Origin of the sequence: Niveispirillum sp., from assembly GCF_017996735.1 — a bacterium.
Taxonomy (GTDB): Bacteria; Pseudomonadota; Alphaproteobacteria; order Azospirillales; family Azospirillaceae; genus Niveispirillum.
Genome location: NZ_JAGOGJ010000041.1, coordinates 19,873 through 43,379 on the forward strand (window position 1 = coordinate 19,873; position 23,507 = coordinate 43,379).

Here is a 23,507-nt window from a genome sequence, read left to right on the forward strand (position 1 = left end):
ACATGCGCCATGTTTCCATCACAAAAGGTGCCGATGGCATCGCCACCCTGACGCTCGACAATGCGGATGAAAGCGTCAATCTGGTCACCCAGCCCTGGCTGGCGGAGATGGATGCCGCCATCGCCGACCTGTCCGCCGATGCCGGTGTGACGGGCGTGGTCCTGACCTCCGCCAAGAAGGGATTCATGGCCGGGGCCGACCTGAAGCTGCTGGTCGACGGGTTCGACAGCATGACAAGACGGCAGGCCTATGATTTCAGCCAGCGCGCCACCGCCATGCATCGCGCCATCGAAAAGAGTGGCAAGCCCTGGGTCGCGGCCCTGAACGGGTTGGCGCTGGGCGGCGGCTTCGAACTGGCGCTCGCCTGCCATTACCGCATCCTGGTCGACGATCCCAAGGCCGTTGTCGGCCTGCCGGAGGTCAATGTCGGCCTGCTGCCGGGATCGGGCGGCACACAACGCCTGCTGCGGCTGGCCGGTGCCCGGACGGCCATCGACCTGCTCTTGTCCGGCCGCACCGTGCGGCCGGAAGAAGCATTGAAGCTGCGCATCGTGGACGAGGTGGTGCCCGCAGCCGAACTGACGGACGCCGCCCGGTCCTGGTTGCAATCCGGGCCGGACCCGGTGCGGGTCTGGGACCGCAAGGCCTATACCAGCGTCGAGGCGCGGGGGTTGCTGATCCCTGAAACGGCGGTGCTGTTCACCACGGCGGCGGCGGGCGTCGCCAAGGGCGGGCGCAACAGCCCGGCCGCCATCGCCATCCTGTCCTGCCTGTTTGAGGGCGGGCAATTGCCGTTCGACCGGGCTTTGTCGGTGGAGAGCAAATATTTCGCCCGCCTTCTGACCGACCCCGTGGCCCGCAACATCATCCGCACCAGCTTCCTGTCAAAGCAGGCGGCCGAACGCGGTTTCCGCCGCCCCGCCGGCATCGCCCCGTCCAGGGTGACCAAGGTTGGTATTCTGGGGGCCGGCATGATGGGGGCCGGCATTGCCCTGGTTTCGGCACAGGCGGGGATCGCGGTGGTGCTGCTGGACCGCACGCCGGAACTGGCGGAAAAGGGCAAGGCCTATTCCGCCAGGGTGCTGGGCAAGGAGGTGGAGAAGGGCCGGCGTAGTGCCGCCGATGCCGAGACCATCCTGTCCCGCATCCAGCCCACAGCCGACTTTGCCGATCTGGCCGGCGTCGATCTGGTGGTGGAAGCGGTGTTCGAGGATACGTCCGTGAAGGCCGACACCACCGCACGGGCCGAGGTGGTGATCCCGCCCGGCACCCTGTTCGCCTCCAACACCTCCACCCTGCCCATCACACAACTGGCCGAGGCATCGGCGCGGCCCGACCGCTTCATCGGCCTGCATTTCTTCTCCCCCGTTGAACGGATGGGGCTGGTGGAGGTGATCATGGGGTCCAAGACCAGCGCGCAGACGCTGGCCCAGGCCCTGGATTACGTGGCGCAACTGCGCAAGACGCCCATCGTCGTCAATGACAGCCGCGGTTTTTATACCAGCCGGGTGTTCCAGACCTTCATCCATGAAGGGGCGTCGATGCTGGCCGAGGGGGTGCCGCCGGCGGTGATCGAGAATGCCGCGCGGGCCGCCGGGATGCCGGTGGGAGCGCTGGCGCTGCTGGACGAGGTGACGCTGGACCTGCCGCTGAAGATCGTGGACCAGACCATCGCGGAGGAAGGGGACCGCTACACCCCGCCGCCGGGCGTGCCTGTTCTGCGGCGCATGCGGGATGAGCTTGGGCGCAGCAGCCGCAAGGCCGGCGGCGGCTTCTACGAATATCCGGCCGGTGGCCGCAAGCATCTCTGGCCCGGCCTGTCGCAGCATTTCCCGTCCCGTCCGGATATCGATGCCGAACGGTTGACGCGGCGCTTCCTCTATATCCAGGCCATTGAAACCGCCCGCTGCCTGGAGGAGGGGGTGCTGACCACGCCGCAGGATGCCGATCTGGGTGCGGTCTATGGCTGGGGTTTCCCGCTCTGGACTGGGGGCACGCTGTCCTACATCGATACGGTCGGGATCGAGGAATTCGTGGCGGAGGCCGATCGGCTGGCCCAGGCCCACGGCCCGCGCTATGCCCCGTCGGCCTGGCTGCGGGCGCGGGCCGTCGCCGGCCGGCCCTTTTATGAGAAGGCGGGGGGCACGCCATGCGCCGCCTGATCTTCCAGCCCGAACATGACCAGTTCCGGGAAAGTGCCCGCCGCTTTTTCCAGAAGGAAGTGGCGCCGCACGGCGAACGCTGGCGCGCCCAGGGCCATGTCGATCGTGAGATCTACAAGAAGGCGGGTGAGGCGGGGTTGCTGCTGACCTGGGCCGAGGAACGGTTCGGCGGGGCCGGCATCAGTGATTTCCGGTTCGAACAGATCATCATCGAGGAAAACATCATCCATGGTGAGATCGGCTTCTATATCAACCTGCATTCCAACCTGGTCGCCCCCTATATCGATGCGCTGGGAACGCCGGCACAGCGGGAGCGTATCCTGCCGGGCTGCGTATCGGGCGACACCATCCTGGCCATTGCCATGACGGAGCCGGGTGCCGGCTCTGATCTGGCCGGCATGCGCACCAGGGCGGAGGACAAGGGCGACCATTGGCTGCTGAACGGGGCCAAGACCTATATCTCCAACGGCTTCCTGGCCGATCTGATCATCGTGGCCGCACGGACTCAGCCCGATCAGAAGCACGGGCTGGGCCTGTTCCTGGTGGAGGCCGGCATGCCCGGTTTCGACCGGGGGCAGCGGTTGAAAAAGATGGGTCTGCATGCGCAGGACACATCCGAACTGTTTTTCAATGACGTCAAGCTGCCCAAGGAAAACGTGCTGGGCGACCCCACTTCCGGCTTCCGCTATCTGACGCGGTTCCTGGCCAAGGAACGGCTGGTGGCGGCCATCGGATCGCTGGCGGCGGCGCAGGTGGCATTCGATATCACCCTGGATTATGTGCGCGAACGCCGCGCCTTCGGCCGGCCCATCGGTGCCTTTCAGCATAACCGCTTCGTGCTGGCGGGTTTGCGGGCGGAACTCGACGCTGTGCAGACGCTGATCGACCAATGCGTACTGCTGCTGAATGACGGGGAACTGTCCGGAGAGGACGCGGCCGAATGCAAGCTGCTGGCGACGGAGTTGGAAGGTCGCATGGTCGATGCCGGTGTGCAGATGCATGGCGGTGCCGGCTACATGGAGGAATACCGCATCAGCCGGCTTTACACCGACGCCCGCGTCAGCCGGATTTTCGCGGGTTCCAGCGAGATCATGAAGGAAATCATCGGCCGGGGTCTGGGCCTGGATGAGCGGAAAATGGGGTAGGGGGGGCCCTTCTCCACACCGTCACCCCGGCGAAGGCCGGGGCCCAGCGTAGAGCGGCGTCTGCCGCGACATGATTCATATCGGCGCTGACCGCGCCTCACGCTGGGTCCCGGCTTTCGCCGGGACGACGGGTGAGTGGGTGGCGACCCAGGTGCCCAAGAGCCAACAAATCCCAAGGAGCAAACATCATGGATTTCAATCTCCCCGAGGAATACCGCGCCTTTCGCGATGGTGTCCGCCGCTGGGTGGAAGCCGAGGCGCCGAAGGCCTGGGCGCGCGACCTGGAGAAGGACGAGCACAACTACCCGTTCGCCCTATGGGACAAGTTCTCCGAGGCCGGTTTCCATGGTGTCGGCATTTCTGAAGAATATGACGGGCAGGGCGGCGATGTGCTGATGCAGATGATCCTGGCCCGCGAACTGGCGCGCACGCTGGGCGGGCTGGCCTGGATCTGGGGCATCACGTCATTCGCGGGGTCTAAATCCATCGGCATCTATGGCAGCGAGGCGCAGAAGAAAAAGTATCTGCCGCTGATCGCCACCGGCAAGCTGCGGGCTGCCATCTCCTTCACCGAACCGTCGGGCGGGACCGACCTGCTTGGCTCCATGCGCACCACGGCGACGCGGGTCGACGGCGGCTGGCGGCTGAATGGCGAGAAGATCTGGAGTTCATCGGCCCATGTCGCCGACTATCTGCTGGTCATCGCCCGGTCCAACCGCAATATTACCAAGAACCACCAGGGCCTGTCGCTGTTCTGGGTTTCCACCAAATCGCCGGGCATCAAGGTGACGTCGCTGGCCAAGCTGGGCATGCGGTCCATGGGGTCCTGCACGGTGCATTTCGACGATGTCTTCGTGCCGGATGAGGATGTGCTGGGGGAACCGGACAAGGCCTGGTACATGCTGCTGCCGACCTTGAACAATGAACGCATCATGGTCGGCGCCTTCTGCCTGGGCGTCATCGACGGGGTGCTGGAGGATGCGCTGGACTATGCCAAGCAGCGTCAGGCCTTCGGTCGCACCATCGGACAGTTCCAGGCCATCCAGCATTATATCGCCGACATCGCCACCATGCAGACCAGCACCGAACTGATGCTGCATTACTGCGCCTGGAAACAGGCGTCGGGTCAGCCGGTGGGCACGGAGGCCAACATGCTGAAGCTGATCGCCTCGGAGAATGCCAACAAGGCGGCCGACCTGGGCATCCAGATCCTCGGCGGCATGGGCTATTCGGCGGAAACCGACATGCAGCGCTATTGGCGTGACAGCCGGCTGTGGCGCATCGGCCCCATCACCAACGAGATGGTGCGCAACGGCATTGCCGAAAGCCTCGGCCTGCCGCGGTCATTCTGAGGGGCATGGACATGCGGCCCTTGCAGGGAGAGGTGGCGATCATCACGGGCGCGGGGCGCGGCATCGGCCGCGCCATCGCCCTGAAACTGGCCGGCGCCGGTGCGTCGGTTATCGTCAATGATCTGGACGAAGGTCCCGCGGTGGAGGTGGTTGCCGCGATCCGGGCGGCCGGCGGGCAGGCGGAAGCCTGCGCCGGTGACGTGCTGGCACCGGGCTTTGCGGAACGGTTCGTGGCGCTGGCGGTGGAGAGGTTCGGCGACCTGACCATCATCGTCAACAATGCCGGCTATACCTGGGACAATGTCATCCAAAAGACGGCGGACGAACAGTGGGAGGCGATGATCGGCATCCATCTGACGGCGCCCTTCCGCGTGCTGCGCGCTGCCCGGCCGGTCATCGGCGCGGCGGTCAAGGCGGAACGCGCGGCGGGCAGACCGCCGCGCCGGCGCAGCGTCGTCAACATCTCTTCCATCGCCGGGCTGGGCGGCAATCCGGGGCAGGTTGGGTATGCCGCCGGCAAGGCCGGGGTGATTGGTCTGACCAAGACGCTGGCCAAGGAATGGGGGCGCTACAATGTCACCGTCAACGCCGTGGCCTTCGGCGTGATTCTGACAAGGCTGACCGATGCGGAGCAGAGCGGGGGCAGCATCGACATGGCCGGCCGCGCCATCAAGGTGGGGATCAGTGCCGAACTGCGCAGTGCGGCCGAAAACGCCATCCCGCTGGGCCGCGCCGGCACGCCGGAAGATGCGGCGGGCGCCGTCTATCTGCTGTGCCTGCCCGAAGCGGGGTATATCAGCGGGCAGGTGCTGACCTGCGGCGGGGGATACACGCTGTAGCCGATGATCAACTAAACACGTACCCTATCCATGGATAGGGTGTGAACACTGTTCTCTTCTATATGCTTGGTCCTGTCGACGGGTTCAGCGTGAGAGCACCCGTCTCGATCCTGGGAGGCACCATCCGGCAAAAGACCGACTGACAGCCCCGCGAAAACAAAAATCAGCGTCAGGCATTGGGAGGAAACAATGGGTATCATCTCTGCCATGGTCGGGTCCGCGCCCCTGCGCAGCGGCCCGCTGGTACAACGTTCACGTCTGGACGACCTGTTGGATGCGGTCGACCGGTCCCGCGTCACGCTGGTGCATGCGCCGGCGGGTTACGGCAAGACCACCGTTCTGCGCGGCTGGGCGGACGGGCTGCGCAATCGCAACCGTCCCGTGCTTTGGCTGGCGGCGCGAGGCGGCATTCGGGGGGCGGAGGATTTCCGGTCCTGCCTTTGGGCGGCCGCCGCGCGCTGCGGCCTTGATCGCCCCTTGCCTGCGCCCGACGGTTCTGCGGAAGACCTGCTGGCCCTGCTGATCGGCGATGGAGGTTGCCGGCCAGTACTGATCGTGGACGACGCGCACCTGTTGACCGCTGACACCCATGCCCTGATCGAACGGCTGGTCGTCACCATGCGTGATGCCATGACGACCATCATCGTCGCGCGCGGCCGAAACAAGATCCCCGTGGCACGCCTGCGGTCGCTGGGCATGCTGGTGGAGGTGGGTGAACAGGAACTGCGGTTCACAGCGGAAGAGACGCAATCCTGGGTGGCCGCCCATGGCGGGGGCACAGGGGAGGGGGCGTCGCTGGCGACGCGTACCGATGGTTGGGTGGCGGGGCTGGTCATGGCGCAGCGCTTGGCGGGACTGGAAGATGCCAGCCGCTGGACCCGCTTTGCCCGCGATGTCGGCGATTATTTCGAGGAGGAGGTGCTTCCCGGCATTGACCCGTCCATTGCCGCCTTTCTCACCAGCACCGCCGTTCTGGAAAGCCTGACCCCGGCCGCCTGCCAGGCGCTGACCGGGCGGGAGGACAGTCGCCGGCTTCTGGTCGAGATCGAGGCGGCGGGCCTGTTCCTGACCCTGGTCGATATCGAGGCCGCGCGCTATGTCCTCAATCCGCTGCTGCGGCAATTGATGTTGCGCCGGTTGACGGAAGACATGCCGGCCCATGCCGCGGAAATGCACCGACGGGCGGGGCGCTATTTCATGTCCATCCATGAATCGCTACCGGCCATCGCCCATGCGCAGGCCAGCGGTGATCTGGATTTTCTGGCTGATTGCCTGGATGCCATGGCGGAGACGGCGACCTATGCCGGGCACCTGTTGCAACTGGACAGTATAGCCAGCGTTCTCTCCTGGCCACAGCTTGAAGGCCGGCCCAGCCTGTTGCTGCTTCTTGCGTGGCGCCGCATCCGGGGGCTGGCCTTTACGCCCGCCCAGAAGATGATCGACGCTGCCGCCACCTGCATCGAGGCGCAGGCAGTAGCGGGCATCCTGCCCCCCCATCAGGCGATGCACCTGCGCCGCCTGGTCGAACACCGTTCCATCATTCTGGCCGCCGCCCGTGATGATATGACCACCGTGGAGACGCGGGCCCAGGCGCTGCTGGCGGAACTGGGGGATGATTATCCCTATCTCTCCTGCACCATGCTGGCCCAGCTCATGGCGGCGCGGCGGGAGCTTTACCATTTCCGCGACATCCTGAAGCTGGAGGCGGAAACCCGCCGGGCCCTGGAACTGCCCGGCGTACGCTTCGCCTCGATCGCGCTGAAATCCTCCGTCGCGCCCACCTTCATGGTGCAGGGTAAGGTGGAGGCCGCCCGTGCCCTGCTGCGTGAAGCCCTGGAGATCGCCGAGGGTTTCGCGGGCAAGGGATCGCCGCTGGCAGCGCTGCCGGCCCTGCCGCTGGCCGAGCTGCTGTATGATTGCGGCGATCTGGCCGGCGCCGACGATCTGGTGAAACGGTATGTGGGTGTTGCACGGCAACTGGGTTTCCTGGATCAGTTGGCGGCCGGCTACCTTGTCCGGGCCCGGCTGCTGGCTGCGCGCGGACAGATTGACGCGGCACTGACCGCCCTGGAAGGGGCGCATCTGGTGGCCATCGAGTGCGGGTTGGAGCGGCTGCGTGCCTATGTCGTGGCAGAGCAGGTGCGGCTTCTTTTGCGGGATGGCCAGCCGCAGAAGGCTGTTGCTGCATTCGAGGCAGGTGATCTGTCGCTGGAAGACGAGCCGCTGCCCACGATGAACCCCACCCGCCGCCAGGAAAGTATCGCCATTGCCTGGCTGCGACTGGAAATCCAGGGGCATCGGCTGGTCCGGGCACGCAAGGTGGCTAAACGCTGGAGCGCTTTTGTCCGCCGGGCGGGGGCGTTGCGGTCCGCTGTCGCGTTCGAACTGCTGCTGGCCCAGATCGCCCTGCTGGATGGCGACCGGCAGGAGGCGCGTCGTGCCGTGCGTGAAGCCGTAACCCTCGCGGCACCCGCCGGCTGGACCCGCATCTTCCTGGACGAGGGGGAGGCGGTGGGCACGTTGCTGGTCGACGCCTATGGGCACGGTCCCGTCATGGATACGCCCGTCGACCGGTTCGCCGCCAAGCTCGCCTCCTCCTTCACCGGGATCATTCCCTTCCTGGATGTGGATGAGGAGGAGATGGGCGACAGCCAGCCCAGCAGCCGCCTGTCGCCGCGCGAACTGGAAGTGCTGGGCATGGTGGGGGCGGGCCTGCGCAACAAGGAGATAGGCAACCGCCTCGGTCTCACCGAGGGCACGGTCAAATGGTACATGCAGCAGGTCTACGACAAGCTGGGCGTCCGTCGCCGGCCGCAAACTGTGATCAAGGCGCGCCAACTCGGGCTGATGGTGTGAGCCGCACGGCCTTCCGGCTTTCTGAAAGGAACATCCATGACCCAACCGCCGACCGGCCCCCTTGTCGGGCTGCGCGTGATCGAACTTGACGCCATCGGCCCTGTGCCGCTGGCGGCCATGCTACTGGCCGATATGGGATGCGATGTGCTGCGCATCACCCGCCCGCCCTATCCTGGCGCGGCATGGGAGGATGTTGGCGGCGCCATCCTGCACCGTGGCCGACATAGTCTGACGCTGGATCTGAAATCGGAGGCCGGCCGTGCCGACCTGCTGTCGCTGGTGGCGGGGGCCGATGCGCTGATCGAGGGGTACAGGCCTGGCGTCATGGAACGTATGGGGCTGGGCCCGGCCGAATGCCTCGCCCGCAATCCCAGGCTGGTCTATGGCCGCATGACCGGCTGGGGACAGACCGGACCGCTGGCGCCACGCGCGGGGCATGATATCAACTATATCGCGGTCGCCGGCATCCTGCATGCCATCGGCACGGCAGGGCAGCCGCCGACGGTGCCGTTGAATGTGATTGGCGATTATGGCGGGGGCGCCATGTTCCTTCTGGCCGGTTTGCTGGCGGGGTTGCTGTCGGCCGGACGCACCGGCAAGGGACAGGTGGTCGATGCCGCCATGACCGACGGAACGGCGGTGATGACCAGCCTGTTCCACGCCTTCCTGCATACGGGCCAGTGGAACGACCGGCGGGAGGCAAATCTGCTGGACGGGTTCGCCCCCTTCTATCGCTGCTATGAATGCGCCGATGGGCGGCATGTCGCCGTGGGGGCGCTGGAGCCACCCTTCTTTGCGCAACTGCTGGCTGGCCTGGGTCTGCCGCCCGGGCGGTTCGTGCAGTATGATCAGGCCGGCTGGCCAGCCATGACCCAGGCCTTCGCGGCGATATTCCGGACCCGGCCGCGCGACGTCTGGGCGGCGCATTTCGCCCAGGGTGATGCCTGTGTCTCCCCCGTCCTGTCCCTGGCCGAGGCGCCGGACCATCCGCACAACCGGGCGCGGGAAACCTTCACTGCGCTGGGCGGCGTGCCGCAGCCGGGGACGGCGCCGCGTTTTTCCGCGACGCCGGGCAGTGTCCGTCCGGCGTCCGGGGCACTGGATCTGAACACGGCCCTGACCCGCTGGGCCCTGCCCGCCGACAGGTGATGTGCTGGTGCTGCCGGCCCATGCTGGTACCGATGCATCATCGGAGGAGACATCATGCGTGCCTTGATCCTGCGTTCGGCCCAGGGGCTGGACGGCGCCCGCCTGGAGGAGGTGCCAGCCACCACCCCTGTCGAAGGGGAGGTCTGCGTGGCGCTGAAGGCCGCCGCTCTGAACCATCGTGAACTTTGGATCGCACGTGGCCAGTATCCGGGTATGACCTTGCCAGCGATCCTTGGCGCCGACGGTGCGGGGGTGATTGCTGCCGTCGGGCCTGGTGTCGATCCGGGACGGGTGGGGGAGGCTGTGCTGCTGTATCCCGGTCTGCGCTGGGGGGCTGACCCCGCTTATCCCGCGGCCACGTTCGGCCTGCTGGGTATGCCCGGACCCGGCACCATTGCGCAATCCGTCTGCGTGCCCGCTGACATTGCGGTGCCTTTGCCTCCACATCTTGATTTCGCACAGGCGGCGGCCCTGCCGCTGGCCGGCCTGACGGCCTGGCGCGGGTTGGTGACCAAGGCCGGCTTGCGGGCCGGGGAGAAGCTGCTGGTCACCGGGGTCGGTGGTGGCGTGGCGACCTTCGCCCTGCTGTTCGGTGTGGCCATGGGCGCGGAGGTCTTTGTCACCAGCGGTTCGGACGCGACGCTGGAAAAGGCTACGGCGCTTGGTGCGCGCGCAGGGTTCAATTACCGGCACGAAAACTGGCGCAAGGCGCTGGCGAAGCAGTCGGGGGGCATCGACGTCGTGTTCGACGGGGCACCTGCCGCCTCTTACCCCCAGTATGCGCGGGCACTGGCCATGGGCGCGCGGGTAGTTCTGTATGGGTCGACAGGCGGCACGGATTTCAGCGTCAATGCGCCGGAACTGTTCCTGAAAAACCTGCGCCTGATCGGCACCAATGTCGGCAATCCGGCGGAATTCGCCGCCATGGTGGCGTTTGTCGCGCAGCGCGGGCTGAAACCGGCCATCGATTGCCGCTTTCCCCTGTCCGCGGCTGTCGAGGCACTGGCCCATCTGGAACGGGGACATGGGTTCGGCAAGATCATTATCGATATCGAGGGGACATGAGATGACGGGCGATCTGTTCTCCCTGTCGGGCAAGCGGGCGCTGGTCACCGGCGGTGCCCAGGGGCTGGGCCGCATGATCGCGGAAGGGTTGCTGCGTGCCGGTGCCCATGTCGCCATCACCTCCCGCAAGCCGGACATCTGCGCCCGCGCGGCGGCGGAAATGTCGGCCTTGGGACCCTGTCTGGCCCTGCCGGCGGACCTGTCGACACCTGAGGCGGTGGTCGATCTGGCCGAACGCTATCGGAAGCAGGCCGGTGGCCTGGATATCCTGGTCAATAATGCCGGCAAGACCTGGGGTGCCCCGATTGAGGATTTTCCCGACAAGGCCTGGTCATCGGTCATGACCGTGAATGTGCATACGCCGTTCAAGCTGGTGCAGCAGTTCCTGCCCGATCTAACCGCCGGCGACCGACAGGGCGACCCGGCCCGCATCATCAATATTGGCTCTGTTGCCGGCGTGGCGATCGAGCCCTTGCAGGCCTATTCCTATGGTGCCAGCAAGGCGGCGATCCATCAGTTGAGCCGGCAACTGGCCAAGGATCTGGCCGACCGCCATATCACCGTCAACGCCGTGCTGCCCGGCTTTTTCCCCACGGCAATGACCGCCCATCTGCGTGATGGCGACGATGCGCCCCGTGGGGCCCTGCAGGGCCATATCCCGCTGGGTCGTCTGGGCCGGCCCGACGATATTGCCGGCATCGTCATTTTCCTCTGCTCACGTGCCGGGGCCTATGTCACCGGTGCGGAAATCCCTGTTGATGGAGGCATTCTGGGCTGCCGCTGACCCTACATCCCAAGCGAACATCCCATGAAAGGACTGGCCGCCAAGCTGCGCGCGACTGCCGGCCCGGCACCGCGTGGTGGATCACCGTCTGGATGATCTGCATGTAAAGCGGGGTCGGCAGCGCCGCATCGATCCTTCTGCTCAGGCCAACCTGCCAAGTGTGCGCCATTGGACCCTTAAAATTTAAGGAACTGATGATTTCTTATGGTCCAACTCTGCCCGATCATCAAGGCTAGATCACAGGTAATGCGATGATCGAAAACGGGTATTCAGGGTATGGCCACCATTTTTGAACGTTATGGCGCGGATGATATCCGCCATCTCATCGCTCGGTATCCGCTGGCCTGGGTCGTCACGCCGGACGGGGAGGAGGCGAGCCTGCTGCCGCTGGTGGGTGTGTTTGATGTGACGGGGCGTTGACGGAACTGATTGGTCATTTCGCCTGCACCAATCCGCTGCATGCCGCCCTCACACGTGATCCCAAGGCGGTGATCCTGTTCAAGGGGCCGGACGCTTATCTCTCGCCCGCGCATGCGGGTCGGCGGGATTGGGGGCCGACCTGGAACTATGCGCCGCTTCGTGTCTGGGCCGACATCACGGTGGACGAGAGCCTGACCCGGCCCGCCATTGACCTGCTGGCCACGCTACCCGACGTGGACCTGATCGAAACGGTCATACATAACGATATAAACAAGTCTTTATGTGTTGTTGACGAGTGACCCTGAAAATCATAGCCTGTCCAATGTCATGGTTCCCCAGGACGGGATCGGGACCCGCGTCTGTCGGGAGCGGGGGGAGTGCCTGGCCGCTTCCCCATCACCTAACCGGAGATCCCTATGAGCGACCATATCCTGGTCCACCGCATCGCCGTTTATGCCCATCATGGACTGACGGCGGAGGAGGCGAAGCTTGGCCAGCGCTTCTTCATCTCGCTGGATTGCACGCTGGACCTGTCGGCGGCTGGGGAGGCCGATGATTGGGATCTCAGCGTCTGTTACGCCAAGCTGACGGCAGCCACGACCCGTATCGCGACGGCCCGCCGTTTCCGTACCATCGAGGGCGTTGCGGAGGCTGTGGCCGCCGATCTGCTGGACGGATTTCCAACCATCCAGGTGGTCATGGTGCAGGTCGACAAGCCGTCGGCCCCGGTGCCCGCGATCATCGACGGCGTGTCGGTGCGTATCACCCGGTCGCGCAAACGCTGACGCAAGCGGGCTTTATACGAATGTTCCCCGTAACCGGACAGGGCCGAACAACCCGTCAACGGGGGGTGAACGGCGGTGGTGAAGCGCCTCCAGCGTGCGCTTCACCACCGCCGGCAAGCCGCGGAAGGACCGCGGCCTTGCCTCGTAGGGCTTGAGTGGTCGGGAGGGGGGCGGCCTGCCCTGGATCGGCGGATGCCCCCTCTCCTCCACCGCGCCGCCGTCCCATCCCTTCCGCCCCGATCCGGGGTGCAGAAGTGGACGCTGCTCTACGGGGACTTGTCCCCCAAAAGCAGGGGTTGCGGGCGTCCATCCCTGTCGACGGCGACCATTTCGAAACGTCCATCCAGCGCGTGCCGTGGGGGACCGCCCTGGGGTGGGCGGCTTTGGCCCCTGACGGCGACCGTCAGGGAGGATCGGCCGGTGCGGATGACCCGCGCGGTCAGTTCCAGCAGGTGGCCGACGGGGACGGGCCGGTGGAACACCACCTTGTCGGTCGCCGCCATGACGACGTCGCAACCGGCGCGGCGGCTGGCGGCGATGAAGGCGGCCTTGCCCATCAGGTTCAGCGCATGGCCGCCGAACAGCGTGCCGTAATGGTTGGCAAGCTCTGGGAACACCATTTCGATCAGCACTGAAGCGGCGTCTGCCGTCGCATCCGCATCCATCGCTTCACCCCCGCTCATGATTGCCATTGCCGCTGCACCCATCATCAGGATGCGAACCCGCTTGGTGAATGGCTGAAATGGTGGAGATTTGCCGAGAAGGTTCTGCAAATCTGTGTGGGTTGTTAACATTCCTGAAGGTAGTGGCCGGCGCCGGTGTCAACGGTAGACGGGGAAGGCCCGTGTAAGCTGGCTCACCTGCTCGCGAACGCGGGTGCGCACCGTTTCATCCCCAGGCGCTTCCAGCAGGTCGGCAATCAGGTTGCCCACGATGCGGGCCTCCTTCTCCTGGAAGCCGCGCGTCGTCATGGCGGGCGTTCCCAGCCGGATGCCGGAGGTCACGAACGGCTTCTCCGGGTCGTTGGGGATGCTGTTCTTATTGACGGTGATGTGGGCACGGCCCAATACCGCTTCGGCCTGCTTTCCCGTGATCCGCCGGGCCCGCAGATCGACCAGCATGAGGTGGCTTTCGGTTCGTCCGGAGACGATGCGCAGACCGCGTTCCATCAGCGTGTCGGCCAGTGTGGCCGCGTTGCGCACGACCTGGCTCTGATAGGCGTGGAAATCCGGCCCCATCGCCTCCTTGAACGCGACGGCCTTGCCGGCGATGACATGCATCAGGGGGCCGCCCTGCAGGCCGGGGAAGACGGCGGAATTGATCGCTTTTTCATATTCGGCGCGCATCAGGATCACGCCGCCACGAGGACCGCGTAAGCTCTTATGGGTGGTGGTGGTAACGAAGTCGGCATGTGGCACCGGATTGGGATAGACCCCGGCGGCGATCAGACCGGCATAGTGGGCCATGTCCACCATGAAATAGGCCCCGGCCGCCTTGGCAATCTGGGCGATGCGCTCGAAATCGATGTGCAGCGAGAAGGCGGATGCGCCGGCAATGATCAGTTTCGGCCGGTGGGCGCGGGCCTGTCGCTCCAGGGCCTCGTAATCGATATCTTCCTGCGCGTTGAGGCCGTAGCTGACGGCGTTGAACCATTTGCCGCTCATGTTCAGCGCCATGCCATGGGTCAGGTGTCCGCCCTCGGCCAGGTTCATGCCCAGGATGGTGTCACCGGGCTTCAGGGTGGCGAAGAACACCGCCTGGTTGGCCTGACTGCCGGAATTGGGCTGGACATTGGCGGCCTCCGCCCCGAACAGCCGCTGGACACGGTCGATGGCCAATTGCTCGACCATATCGACATGCTCGCAGCCACCGTAATAGCGCTTGCCAGGATAGCCCTCGGCATATTTGTTGGTCAGTTGCGATCCCTGGGCCGCCATCACGGCCGGAGAGGTGTAATTTTCCGAGGCGATCAGTTCGATATGATCTTCCTGCCGGCGGTTTTCGTTCTCGATCACGGCGAAAAGCTCCGGGTCGATCCGGTCGATGGTGTGGATGTCGCGGTTGAACATCTTGATGCTCCTCGGAAAACGGGTGGATGTGATGAAGGGGCGCGCCGGGGCGGCGGCTTCCCGCCCCGGCGGCAACGCGGGTCAGGAAACGGCGGCGCGCAGGGTCTTCGCGGCGCTGACCATGCTGGTCAGGGCGGGGATCACCTCGTTCCACGCCCGCGTCTTCAGGCCGCAATCCGGGTTGACCCACAGCCGGTCGGCCGGGATACGTTCCGCCGCCTTCTTCATCAGCGTGACGATATGGTCCTCGGTCGGGATGTTCGGCGAATGGATGTCATAGACACCGGGACCGATCTGGTTGGGATAGTTGAAGGTGTCGAAGACATCCAGCAACTCCATGTCCGACCGTGACGTCTCGATGGTGATGACGTCGGCATCCATGTCGGCGATCGACGCGATGATGTCGTTGAATTCCGAATAGCACATGTGGGTGTGGATCTGGGTCTCGTCCGCCACGCCATTGGCCGTGATGCGGAAGCTCTCCACCGCCCAGTCCAGATATTCCTGCCAGTGCGACCGGCGCAGCGGCAGGCCTTCGCGCAGGGCGGCCTCGTCGATCTGGATGACGCGCACGCCGGCCCTTTCCAGATCCAGCACCTCCTCCCGGATGGCCAGCGCCAGTTGATAGCAGGAGACCGATCGCGGCTGGTCATCGCGCACGAAGGACCAGTTCAGGATGGTGACCGGACCGGTCAGCATGCCTTTCATGGGCCTGGATGTCAGAGAGGCGGCGTAGGTGATCCAATCGACCGTCATGGCCCGGGGGCGGCTGATGTCGCCGAACAGGATGGGCGGCTTCACGCAGCGCGAGCCATAGGACTGCACCCAGCCGCCCTGGCTGAAGGCATAGCCGTCCAACTGTTCGCCGAAATACTCCACCATGTCGTTGCGCTCGGCCTCACCATGGACCAGCACATCCAGACCCAGCGCCTCCTGTTCGCGCACACTGCGTTCGATCTCACCGCGCATGGCCTGTTTATAGGTGTCGGCGTCGATGGTGCCGGCCTTGAACTGGCTGCGGGCCAGACGGATTTCCCTGGTCTGCGGGAAGGAGCCGATGGTGGTGGTCGGGAACAGTGGCAGGTTCAGGTGGGCCGCCTGCTTTGCCGCACGCTCGGCGAACGGGCTCTGGCGCCGCCCCAGTCGGGCATCAATGCGGGCGATGGCCGCCTTCACGGCCGGGTTGTTGACCCGGGGCGAGGTGCGGCGGGTGGCGATGGCGGCACGGTTGGCGGCCAGCTCGGCCTCCACGGCAGAAGGGCTTGCGCTCAGGGCCGTGGCCAGCACCTGGATTTCCGCCAGCTTCTGGATGGCGAAGGCCAGCCAGGACTTGATCTCCGCGTCCAGCTTGCGTTCGCCGGCCAGATCGACGGGCACATGCAGCAGCGAGCAGGAAGGCGCGATCCACAGCCGGTCGCCCAACTGTTCCGCCACCGGCTTCAGCCAGTTCAGCACGGCGTCCAGGTCGGTCTTCCAGATATTGCGGCCGTTGACGACGCCCAGCGAGATGATGCGGTCGGACGGGCAGGTGCGGATCAGCGCATTCACCTCGTCGCGGGCGTTGATCGTGTCCAGATGGATGCCCTGCACCGGCAGGGAACAGGCCAGGTCCAGGTTCTCGCGCAACGGACCGAAATAGGTTGTCAGCAGCAGCTTGACGCCGCTGTTCTTCAGCGCGTCATAAGCCTGGATGAAGGCGTCGCGCCAGGCGGGCTCTAACTCGGTCACCAGGATGGGCTCATCAACCTGCACCCATTCCACGCCCTGGCCGGCCAGCGCCGCCAGCAGCCCTTCATAGACCGGTAGCAACCGGGAGAGCAGGGCCAGCTTGTCCGACCCGTCCTTGGCCTTGCCCAGCGCCAGATAGGTCACGGGGCCGATGATCACCGGCTTGGCCTTTACCCCCTGCGCCTTGGCTTGCGCCAGTTGCTCCAGCAGGCGGGAGGCGTCGAGTGTGAAGCGGGTGCCCGCGTCGAATTCCGGAACGATGTAATGGTAGTTGGTGTCGAACCACTTGGTCATCTCACCCGCTGCGACCCCACCGCAGCAGCCGGCATGCGCTTCGGCGGCTCCGGCGGATCGGCCGCGCGCGACGCGGAAATAATTGTCCAGGGCGTCACCATGGAAGCCCCGCACCCGTTCCGGCAGGTTGCCCAGCGTGAAGCTCATGTCCAGGATTTGGTCGTAGAAGGCAAAATCGCCGACGGGGATCAGGTCGAGCGCCGCCTGGTCCTGCCAGTGGCGGGCGCGCAGCGCCGCACCGGTGCGCTTCAACTCGTCAAGGGGGCCCTCGCCCTTCCAATAGGCCTCCAGGGCGAATTTCAGTTCGCGTTTGGCGCCGATGCGGGGGAAGCCGAGATTGTGGGTCGTTGCCATGGTCTTCGCCTTGGGAAAGAGGAACGACCGGAACCATAGGACCTGTAAACCATGAGGAAAAATGGTATGAATTCATCCATCAATGAAATCCATTCATGCATTGGGCGATCATGTCGATTCTGGAACGTATCCATTTGGCCATTATCCGTGAGGTCGACCGTCAGGGTTCGCTGACGGCGGCGGCGGCACAGTTGCACCTGACGCAATCGGCGCTGAGCCATTCCATCCGTAAGCTGGAGGACCAGATCGGCGTGGCCGTCTGGCACCGCGAGGGGCGCAGCCTGCGGCCGACCCAGGCCGGGGAATGGTTGCTGGCGGTGGCCAACCGCCTGCTGCCGCAACTGACCCACGCCGAGGAGCGGCTGCGACAGTTCGCCAAGGGCGAGCGGGGCAATCTGCGCATCGGGATGGAATGCCACCCCTGCTATCAATGGCTGCTGAAGATCGTGGCGCCTTATCTGGACGCCTGGCCCAAGGTGGATGTGGATGTCCGGCAGAAGGTGCAGTTTGGCGGCATCGGTGCGCTGTTCGGCTACGACATCGACATGCTGGTGACGCCAGACCCGCTGTTCAAGCCGGGCCTGCGCTTCGAGCCTGTGTTCGATTACGAGCAGGTTCTGGTCGTGGGGCCGGGCCACCGGCTGCGCGACGCGGAATTTGTCGAAGCGCGGCAGGTGGCCGAGGAAACCCTGATCACCTATCCGGTGCCCACCGACCGGCTGGACATCTATACACGCTTCCTGATGCCGGCCGGCGTCATTCCGAAGCAGCACAAGGAGATCGAGACGACGGACATCATGCTGCTGATGGTCTCGCACGGACGCGGCGTGGCGGCGCTACCCCGCTGGATGGTCGAGGAATTCGGGCCCAGGTTCGGGGTGACGCCGGTGCGTCTGGGGCCTGACGGGGTGGCCAAGCAGATCTTTCTGGGCTTTCGCGAGGCGGATGCCGATATCGACTATCTGCGCGCCTTCGTCGATCTGGCGTTGACCCATCGTGATCTGCATGCCCGGACGGATACGGGCGGCCAGGAATTTTGACCGATGGTATCATCCCAACCCGCCAGGGGTGCGGATGCGCCCGACGGGTCAATGAGGGAACGGGAAATCCGCCTTGATTACAGTGGGTCGGAACAAGTCGGCCACCCGAAACTGCCCTAAGGCAGGATTTCGCCCAGCGTCTGCTGGGCCTTTATCAGGTTGGGCAGATAATCCTGCATAATCCGCTCCATGGTGGCGCGGGTCGCGTGGGCCCCGATATTGATGGCGGCCACCGTGCGGCCCGTGATGTTCCTGACCGGGACGGCGATGGAACGGGAGCCGATCTCCACCTCCTGGTCGATCAGGGCGTACCCGGTCTCCCGCACCTTGGCCAGTTCCTGCATCAGTTCGTCCACATCTGTGACCGTGCGGTTGGTCAGGGCCGGGCGTTCGGAAGACAGCAGCAGCGCCCGGCACTGGTCCGACGGCAGGGATGCCAGCAGGGCGCGGCCCATGGAGGTGCAATAGGCAGGAAGGCGGCTGCCTGAATGCAGGCCAACCCCCATCAGGCGATGGCGTGCCGCCCGCGCGATATAGACCACCTCATTCCCATCCAGCACGGAAGCGGAGCAGGATTCCTGCACATTGTCGGCCAACTGGTCGAGCGTGGGCTGGATCAGCCGGGGCAGAGACGCGGTCAGGAATGTGTGGCCAAGACGCAGGATGCGCGGCGTCAGTTCGAACTGACGCCCGTCGCTGCTGGCATAGCCCGTATTGACCAGGGTCAGCAGACAGCGCCGCGCCGTCGCCCGGTCAAGATTGGCAATGCGGGCCACATCGGCGATGGTCAGGGAGGACCGGCCCCGTCCAAAGGCCTCGATGACGGCAAGACCCTTGGCGAAGCCGCCCATCTGGTCCGTCTCCCGCGTCTTGGCGGGTGTTTCCTGGGCTTCGTCCGTCACATTGTCCCTCAAATTTTTTCCCCATGGCCGACCCGCCTCCAATGCGACTGTGCGTCCATCGCCGACGGCATTTCAATGCGTGAATTCAAAAAACTGGATATCGGCCGTGCTTATGTCCAGCAGGGCGCAACTGGCGATGAACCCGTCCCCGACCGGCCTGCCTTCCCCGGCCGAGCCGGGATTGACGACCAGCGTCCCGCCTGCCGTGCGCCGGATGCCGGGCATATGCGTGTGGCCGCACAGGATGATATCCGCGCCCGTCCCCTCGAAATGCTGGTGGAACCGCGCACCTTCACCGGCGACATAGTCGCCCAGCGGGTCCAGCGCCGTGGAATGGATCATCAATATGCGCCGGCCGCCGATCATCCGGTCCAGACGGACGGGCCGCTGCGCCAGCCAGTCCATCAGGGTGCCGTCGATCCCGTTCTTCATGCGGCCTTGGCGGGCAGCCGGGGCGAAGAACGCGGCCTCATGGTTGCCCTGGATGGTCAGCACCTCCCGGTCACGTAGCAGGCGGACGGTGTCGTTGCAGAAACGATGCTGGCTGATACTGTCGCCCAGGCAGATCAGCATCCCGGCGTCCCGCAGCAGATCGAATGCGTGCGCCAGCGCTGCGGCATTGCCGTGAATGTCTGAGACAAGACCGACCAGCATCGTGATGCCCCCCGGTCCCGGCTACCGCGCGGCCATGCGGATGGCGCCGTCCAGCCGCACATGCTCACCATTCAGGTAGCTGTTGCGGCACATCTCTAAGGCCAGACTGGAATATTCGGCGGGCTGGCCCAGGCGCTTGGGGAAGGGGACGCTGGCAGCCAGTGCCTCGCGCACATGGGTGGGTGCCGTGGCCAGCAGCGGCGTGTCGAAGATGCCGGGCAGGATGGTGTTGACGCGGATGCCATTACCCATCAGGTCGCGGGCAATGGGCAGGGTCAGGCCCACGATCCCCGCCTTGGACGCCGCATAGGCGGCCTGACCCGCCTGCCCATCCTGGGCCGCGACGGAGGCGGTGTTGATGATGACACCACGTTCCCCGTCCGCCAGGGGCTCCAGCGTCAACATGCCGGCCGCCGATTTGGCGATGCAGCGGAAGGTGCCTACAAGGTTGATCTGGATGATGCGGTTGAAGGCATCCAGCGGGAAATGGCTGATCTCCCCCGTCTCGCGGGAGCGTGAGGCGGTCTTGATGGCGTTGCCGCGACCGGCGCAGTTGACCAGGATGCGCTCCTGGCCGTGGGCGGCGCGGGCGGCGGCGAAACCGGCATCGACCGACGCCTCGTCGGTGACGTCCACGTCACAGAAATGGCCGCCGATTTCAGTGGCGAGCGCTTCACCCTTCTCCCGGTTCAGGTCGAACAGGGCGACCTTCACGCCATGCCCTGCCAGGGCGCGGGCCGTGGCCTCGCCCAGTCCGCTGGCGCCGCCGGTGATGATGGCGGCCACACCTGAAAGTTCCATGTCAGTTTCCTTGCTCTTGTTGGCCAAGCCGGCGCAGGGCCGGGGAGGGCCGGCGCGCGATGGCCGGCGAGTGTTCATGCAGATGGTCAAGGGCGGCGGCGATGCGGCCATAGCCGACCTGTCGGCCCCAGAACAGGGGGCCACCGCGATAGATCGGCCAGCCCAGCACCTTCACGGCGGCGACATCCAGGTCGGCGGCGCGCGACACCGTGCCATCGGCCAGCAGCATCGCCGCCTCATCCACCAGTGCCAGCAGCGGGCGGCAGGCGCCCGTCAGGTCCATGTCTGCCGCCGGAATGCTGTCATCGGCCGCCAGCAGGTCCGTCAGCGACGGCTGCCAGGACCGGCGCAGGCGGTCGATGGCGAAACCGTCGACGGGCCGCTCAACGATGGCGATGGTGCCCAATCGGCGGGCCAGGGCCAGGGCACAAGCCACGGCCGCGTCCGTCATGTCCGCGCCTCGCGCCACCTCGATGGCGGCCAGCGTTCCGGCTGCCATATGCAGGCGCAACGGGGCAGCGGCCGCTGTGTCCCGCAACCGGGCGGACAGGGGGCCGGCATCTGCCGCCGCGACCAGCAGGTCCGCCGTTTCCGGAGCGGACAGGCTCAGGCCGGAACGCCCGAACAGGTCCGCCAGCAGGGCGGCATCCCGTGTGGTCCCCTGGATATGCACGTGCCTGATGGTCGGCACCGGTCCTTCCGGCGCCAGATCCGGCACCTTGGCCGTGGCGCGCTCGGCAAAGAAGATATGCCGCTGTGCCGCCGATTGCGGCCCGTTTAGCAGGGCGCGCGACAATGCCGCTTCCTGCGCCAGCCCGTCCACCAGGGGCAGGTCGCAGGCCGCCTGCAACGCCCGCAGGATATGATCGGGGGCGCGATAGCCTGTGAAAAGGGCCGGATGATCGCGCCGGAACCGGGCCAGCAGGGTTTCAGCCTCCGCACCGGTCAGATCAACCCGCCCGTCGCGGGCGCGACGCAGCGGCGCGGCCCGGTCCACCAGCGCGCGGGCGAAGGCCACTGCCCCCGCTTCCATGTCGTTTTCCTCCACGATGCGGTCGATCAGGCCCAGATCCAGCGCCTTCCCGGCCGTGATGGTGCGGCCAAAGACGATCATGTCGGCGGCGGCGGCCAGGCCGACCAGGCGCGGCAGGCGCTGGGTGCCGCCGGCGGCCGGCAGCAGGCCCAGGGCCACTTCCGGCAGGCCCAGCTTCGCCGACGGCACGGCGACGCGGTGGGAACAGGCCAGCGACAGTTCCAGCCCGCCGCCCAGGGCCGACCCGTGGATGGCGGCGACCACGGGCTTCGCGGCTGCCTCCATCACCCCCATGATGTCGCGCAGCAGCGGCGGTTGCAGCGGCTTGCCCAGTTCCGTTATGTCGGCCCCGGCGAAGAACATCCGCCCGCCGCACGTGATGATGATGGCCGCCACCGCCGGGTCGGCGACAGCCGCCTTCAGCCCGTCATGCAACGCCGTGCGGACGGCGTGGCTCAGCGCGTTGACGGGCGGGCTGTCGATCTTCAGCAGCGCAATCCCGTCGGTGACGGTGAGGGTAGAAAGACTCATCCCATCCCCCTCATCGGACCTTGGGCAGATGGGCGGCCGCATCCTTGTAGCGCGCGCGCAACTGCGGCTTGGCGATCTTGCCCGACGGCAGTCGGGGCAGGGGGGACGCCTCCACCGCTACATAGCGGGGGACCTTGTAGTTGGTCAGCCGGGCGTTGCAATGGTCGATGATGCCGGCGACGGAGATGCGGTCGGGGTCACCATGCACGATGGCCAGCGGTGTTTCCCCGAAATCGGGATCGGTGGCGGCGATGACGGCCACCTCCTCCACCCCGTCGATCTCGGCGATGGCCTTCTCCACCTCGGCGGCGGAGATGTTCAGCCCGCCGGAAATGATGATGTCCTTCAGCCGGTCGGTGAAGGTCAGATTGCCATCCGCGTCCATCACGCCGATATCGCCCGTGTGCAGCCAGCCGTCGCGGATGGCCTCGGCGGTGGCCTGCGGGTTGTTCCAATAGCCGATGGTGACGCAGGGGCTGCTGATCAGGATCTCGCCGGGTGTTCCGGGCGGGGCGAAGCCGCCATCGGCGCCGCGCACGGCATAGCGGGTGAACATGCCGCCCCGGCCGCATTTCTCCGGTGCCACGATGGCCGTGTCCAGGCACGCCCCCCAGCCGCCGCCAGCTTCCGTCGAGCCATAGGCCTGACGCAGCACCACGCCCTTGTCCAGCCAGGCTTTCAGCAGTGCCGGGCTGACGCGCGCCCCACCTACCTGGGTCCAGTAGAGATGGGACAGGTCGGCAGCGGCGAAGCCGGGCAGGGCCGCGATGCGCTCGAAGAAGATCGGGGCGGCCTGGAAGGTGGTGATCTTTTCCCGTACCAGCAGGTCCAGCGCCCGGTCGGCCTTGAACTGGCTTTCGATGAAGGAGGTAACGCCCATCGCCGTGAATTGCATCAGCAGCAGATAGCCTGACGATGAACTGAACGGCCCCGCCGACAGCACCCTGGCCCCCCGGCCGCAGCGCGGCTCGGTGATGGCGAATTCAGCGGCATAGGTCATCACCATGCGATGGATGTAGATGACGCCCTTGGGCCGGGCCGTCGATCCGCTGGTGCCGATGATGAACAGCGGCGCATCGGGATCGGGGTCGAACCGGGGTGTCAGGTCCGGCCCCCGGCGCAGGTCGAACAGCGTCTCCAGGGCGCGCAGCCTGTCCGCCACTTCCCCACCCAGCGCCGTGGCCGCGTTGGCGCGCCGGTCGGCATCGGTGAAGACCAGGGATGGGGTCAACTCGGCCAGGGCGTCGGCGATCTCCGACGGGGTGGAGCGGAAGCTGAGCGGGGCGCCGATGGCGCCGATCTGTGCCAGGGCAAAGGCCAGCACGGCATAATTCATGGAATTGGTGCCGATCACGCAGACCCGGTCACCCGGCCGGACACCGGCGTCGGTCAGATGCTCGCCCACGCGCAGGGACCATTGTTGCAACTCCCTGAAGGTGCAGGGCTGGCCATCGACGCTGAGGGCGGTCTGGTCGGGCATTTCGCGCGCCCACCAGCCGAGCGCGCTGTTGACTGTGAAGCTCATGCTTGTCGATCCTTCTCTT

At 65.8% G+C, this 23,507-nt stretch carries 20 protein-coding genes; 12 read left to right on the forward strand and 8 right to left on the reverse strand.

All coding sequences use genetic code 11. From position 1 onward, the window contains the following. Window positions 1–2: 2 nt before the first annotated feature. The 11 genes from KBA48_RS14765 (at window position 3) to folB (ending at window position 12,557) form a co-directional block, all read left to right on the forward strand. Window positions 3–2,162, forward strand: a complete 2,160-nt coding sequence (locus KBA48_RS14765; protein WP_292907632.1) for a 3-hydroxyacyl-CoA dehydrogenase NAD-binding domain-containing protein — start codon at window positions 3–5, stop codon at window positions 2,160–2,162. After that, window positions 2,150–3,307, forward strand: a complete 1,158-nt coding sequence (locus KBA48_RS14770) for an acyl-CoA dehydrogenase family protein (protein ID WP_292907634.1) — start codon at window positions 2,150–2,152, stop codon at window positions 3,305–3,307. Before KBA48_RS14765 ends, KBA48_RS14770 begins: the two co-directional genes overlap by 13 nt. A 188-nt stretch (window positions 3,308–3,495) precedes the next feature. Then, entirely contained in the window at window positions 3,496–4,659 is a 1,164-nt protein-coding gene (locus KBA48_RS14775; RefSeq protein ID WP_292907636.1) for an acyl-CoA dehydrogenase family protein, read from the forward strand. Between the two features lie 11 nt (window positions 4,660–4,670). Beyond that, the gene (locus KBA48_RS14780; RefSeq protein ID WP_292907638.1) at window positions 4,671–5,498 is read left to right on the forward strand and encodes an SDR family oxidoreductase; all 828 of its coding nucleotides are present in this window, start codon (window positions 4,671–4,673) and stop codon (window positions 5,496–5,498) included. Between the two features lie 189 nt (window positions 5,499–5,687). After that, window positions 5,688–8,354, forward strand: coding sequence for a LuxR C-terminal-related transcriptional regulator (locus tag KBA48_RS14785; RefSeq protein ID WP_292907640.1), 2,667 nt, complete (start codon window positions 5,688–5,690; stop codon window positions 8,352–8,354). A gap of 36 nt (window positions 8,355–8,390) precedes the next feature. Next, entirely contained in the window at window positions 8,391–9,503 is a 1,113-nt protein-coding gene (locus tag KBA48_RS14790; protein WP_292907642.1) for a CaiB/BaiF CoA-transferase family protein, read from the forward strand. Window positions 9,504–9,557: 54 nt separating this feature from the next. Then, window positions 9,558–10,568 (forward strand): zinc-binding dehydrogenase, encoded by a 1,011-nt coding sequence (locus KBA48_RS14795; protein ID WP_292907644.1) that lies wholly within the window; start codon window positions 9,558–9,560, stop codon window positions 10,566–10,568. 1 nt (window position 10,569) lies between these two features. Continuing rightward, complete coding sequence (locus KBA48_RS14800) at window positions 10,570–11,352, forward strand: SDR family oxidoreductase (RefSeq protein ID WP_292907646.1); 783 nt, start codon at window positions 10,570–10,572, stop codon at window positions 11,350–11,352. A 276-nt stretch (window positions 11,353–11,628) separates the two neighbouring features. Then, window positions 11,629–11,772: a hypothetical protein gene (locus tag KBA48_RS14805; RefSeq protein WP_292907648.1), complete on the forward strand. Its 144-nt coding sequence runs from the start codon at window positions 11,629–11,631 to the stop codon at window positions 11,770–11,772. Next, window positions 11,769–12,071 carry an FMN-binding negative transcriptional regulator gene (locus tag KBA48_RS14810; RefSeq protein ID WP_292907650.1) on the forward strand — a complete coding sequence of 101 codons (303 nt, stop codon included), beginning with the start codon at window positions 11,769–11,771 and terminating at the stop codon, window positions 12,069–12,071. The genes KBA48_RS14805 and KBA48_RS14810 overlap by 4 nt, the downstream gene beginning before the upstream one ends. Before the next feature lie 117 nt (window positions 12,072–12,188). Continuing rightward, window positions 12,189–12,557, forward strand: coding sequence for a dihydroneopterin aldolase (gene folB / locus KBA48_RS14815; RefSeq protein WP_292907651.1), 369 nt, complete (start codon window positions 12,189–12,191; stop codon window positions 12,555–12,557). A gap of 266 nt (window positions 12,558–12,823) precedes the next feature. Here the strand turns inward: folB and KBA48_RS14820 are convergent, their stop codons facing one another. The 3 genes from KBA48_RS14820 to metE form a co-directional block, all read right to left on the reverse strand. Further along, on the reverse strand, window positions 12,824–13,240 hold the full coding sequence (locus tag KBA48_RS14820; protein WP_292907653.1) for an acyl-CoA thioesterase: 417 nt from the start codon (window positions 13,238–13,240) through the stop codon (window positions 12,824–12,826). Between the two features lie 138 nt (window positions 13,241–13,378). Next, window positions 13,379–14,626, reverse strand: coding sequence for a serine hydroxymethyltransferase (gene glyA, locus KBA48_RS14825; protein WP_292907655.1), 1,248 nt, complete (start codon window positions 14,624–14,626; stop codon window positions 13,379–13,381). Window positions 14,627–14,707: 81 nt separating this feature from the next. After that, window positions 14,708–17,002: a 5-methyltetrahydropteroyltriglutamate--homocysteine S-methyltransferase gene (gene metE / locus KBA48_RS14830; RefSeq protein ID WP_292907657.1), complete on the reverse strand. Its 2,295-nt coding sequence runs from the start codon at window positions 17,000–17,002 to the stop codon at window positions 14,708–14,710. 110 nt (window positions 17,003–17,112) lie between these two features. Between metE and KBA48_RS14835 the strand changes: the two genes are divergently transcribed. After that, window positions 17,113–18,042 carry a LysR family transcriptional regulator gene (locus KBA48_RS14835; RefSeq protein WP_292907683.1) on the forward strand — a complete coding sequence of 310 codons (930 nt, stop codon included), beginning with the start codon at window positions 17,113–17,115 and terminating at the stop codon, window positions 18,040–18,042. Window positions 18,043–18,158: 116 nt separating this feature from the next. Here the strand turns inward: KBA48_RS14835 and KBA48_RS14840 are convergent, their stop codons facing one another. From KBA48_RS14840 to KBA48_RS14860, 5 genes are all read right to left on the reverse strand, one after another. Beyond that, entirely contained in the window at window positions 18,159–18,944 is a 786-nt protein-coding gene (locus KBA48_RS14840; RefSeq protein WP_292907659.1) for an IclR family transcriptional regulator C-terminal domain-containing protein, read from the reverse strand. Window positions 18,945–19,016: 72 nt separating this feature from the next. Continuing rightward, window positions 19,017–19,598, reverse strand: a complete 582-nt coding sequence (locus KBA48_RS14845) for a metallophosphoesterase family protein (protein ID WP_292907661.1) — start codon at window positions 19,596–19,598, stop codon at window positions 19,017–19,019. A 21-nt stretch (window positions 19,599–19,619) separates the two neighbouring features. After that, window positions 19,620–20,399, reverse strand: coding sequence for an SDR family NAD(P)-dependent oxidoreductase (locus KBA48_RS14850; RefSeq protein WP_292907663.1), 780 nt, complete (start codon window positions 20,397–20,399; stop codon window positions 19,620–19,622). 1 nt (window position 20,400) lies between these two features. After that, window positions 20,401–21,963, reverse strand: a complete 1,563-nt coding sequence (locus KBA48_RS14855) for an enoyl-CoA hydratase-related protein (protein WP_292907665.1) — start codon at window positions 21,961–21,963, stop codon at window positions 20,401–20,403. A gap of 10 nt (window positions 21,964–21,973) precedes the next feature. Then, window positions 21,974–23,488: a class I adenylate-forming enzyme family protein gene (locus KBA48_RS14860; protein ID WP_292907667.1), complete on the reverse strand. Its 1,515-nt coding sequence runs from the start codon at window positions 23,486–23,488 to the stop codon at window positions 21,974–21,976. Window positions 23,489–23,507: the final 19 nt, after the last annotated feature.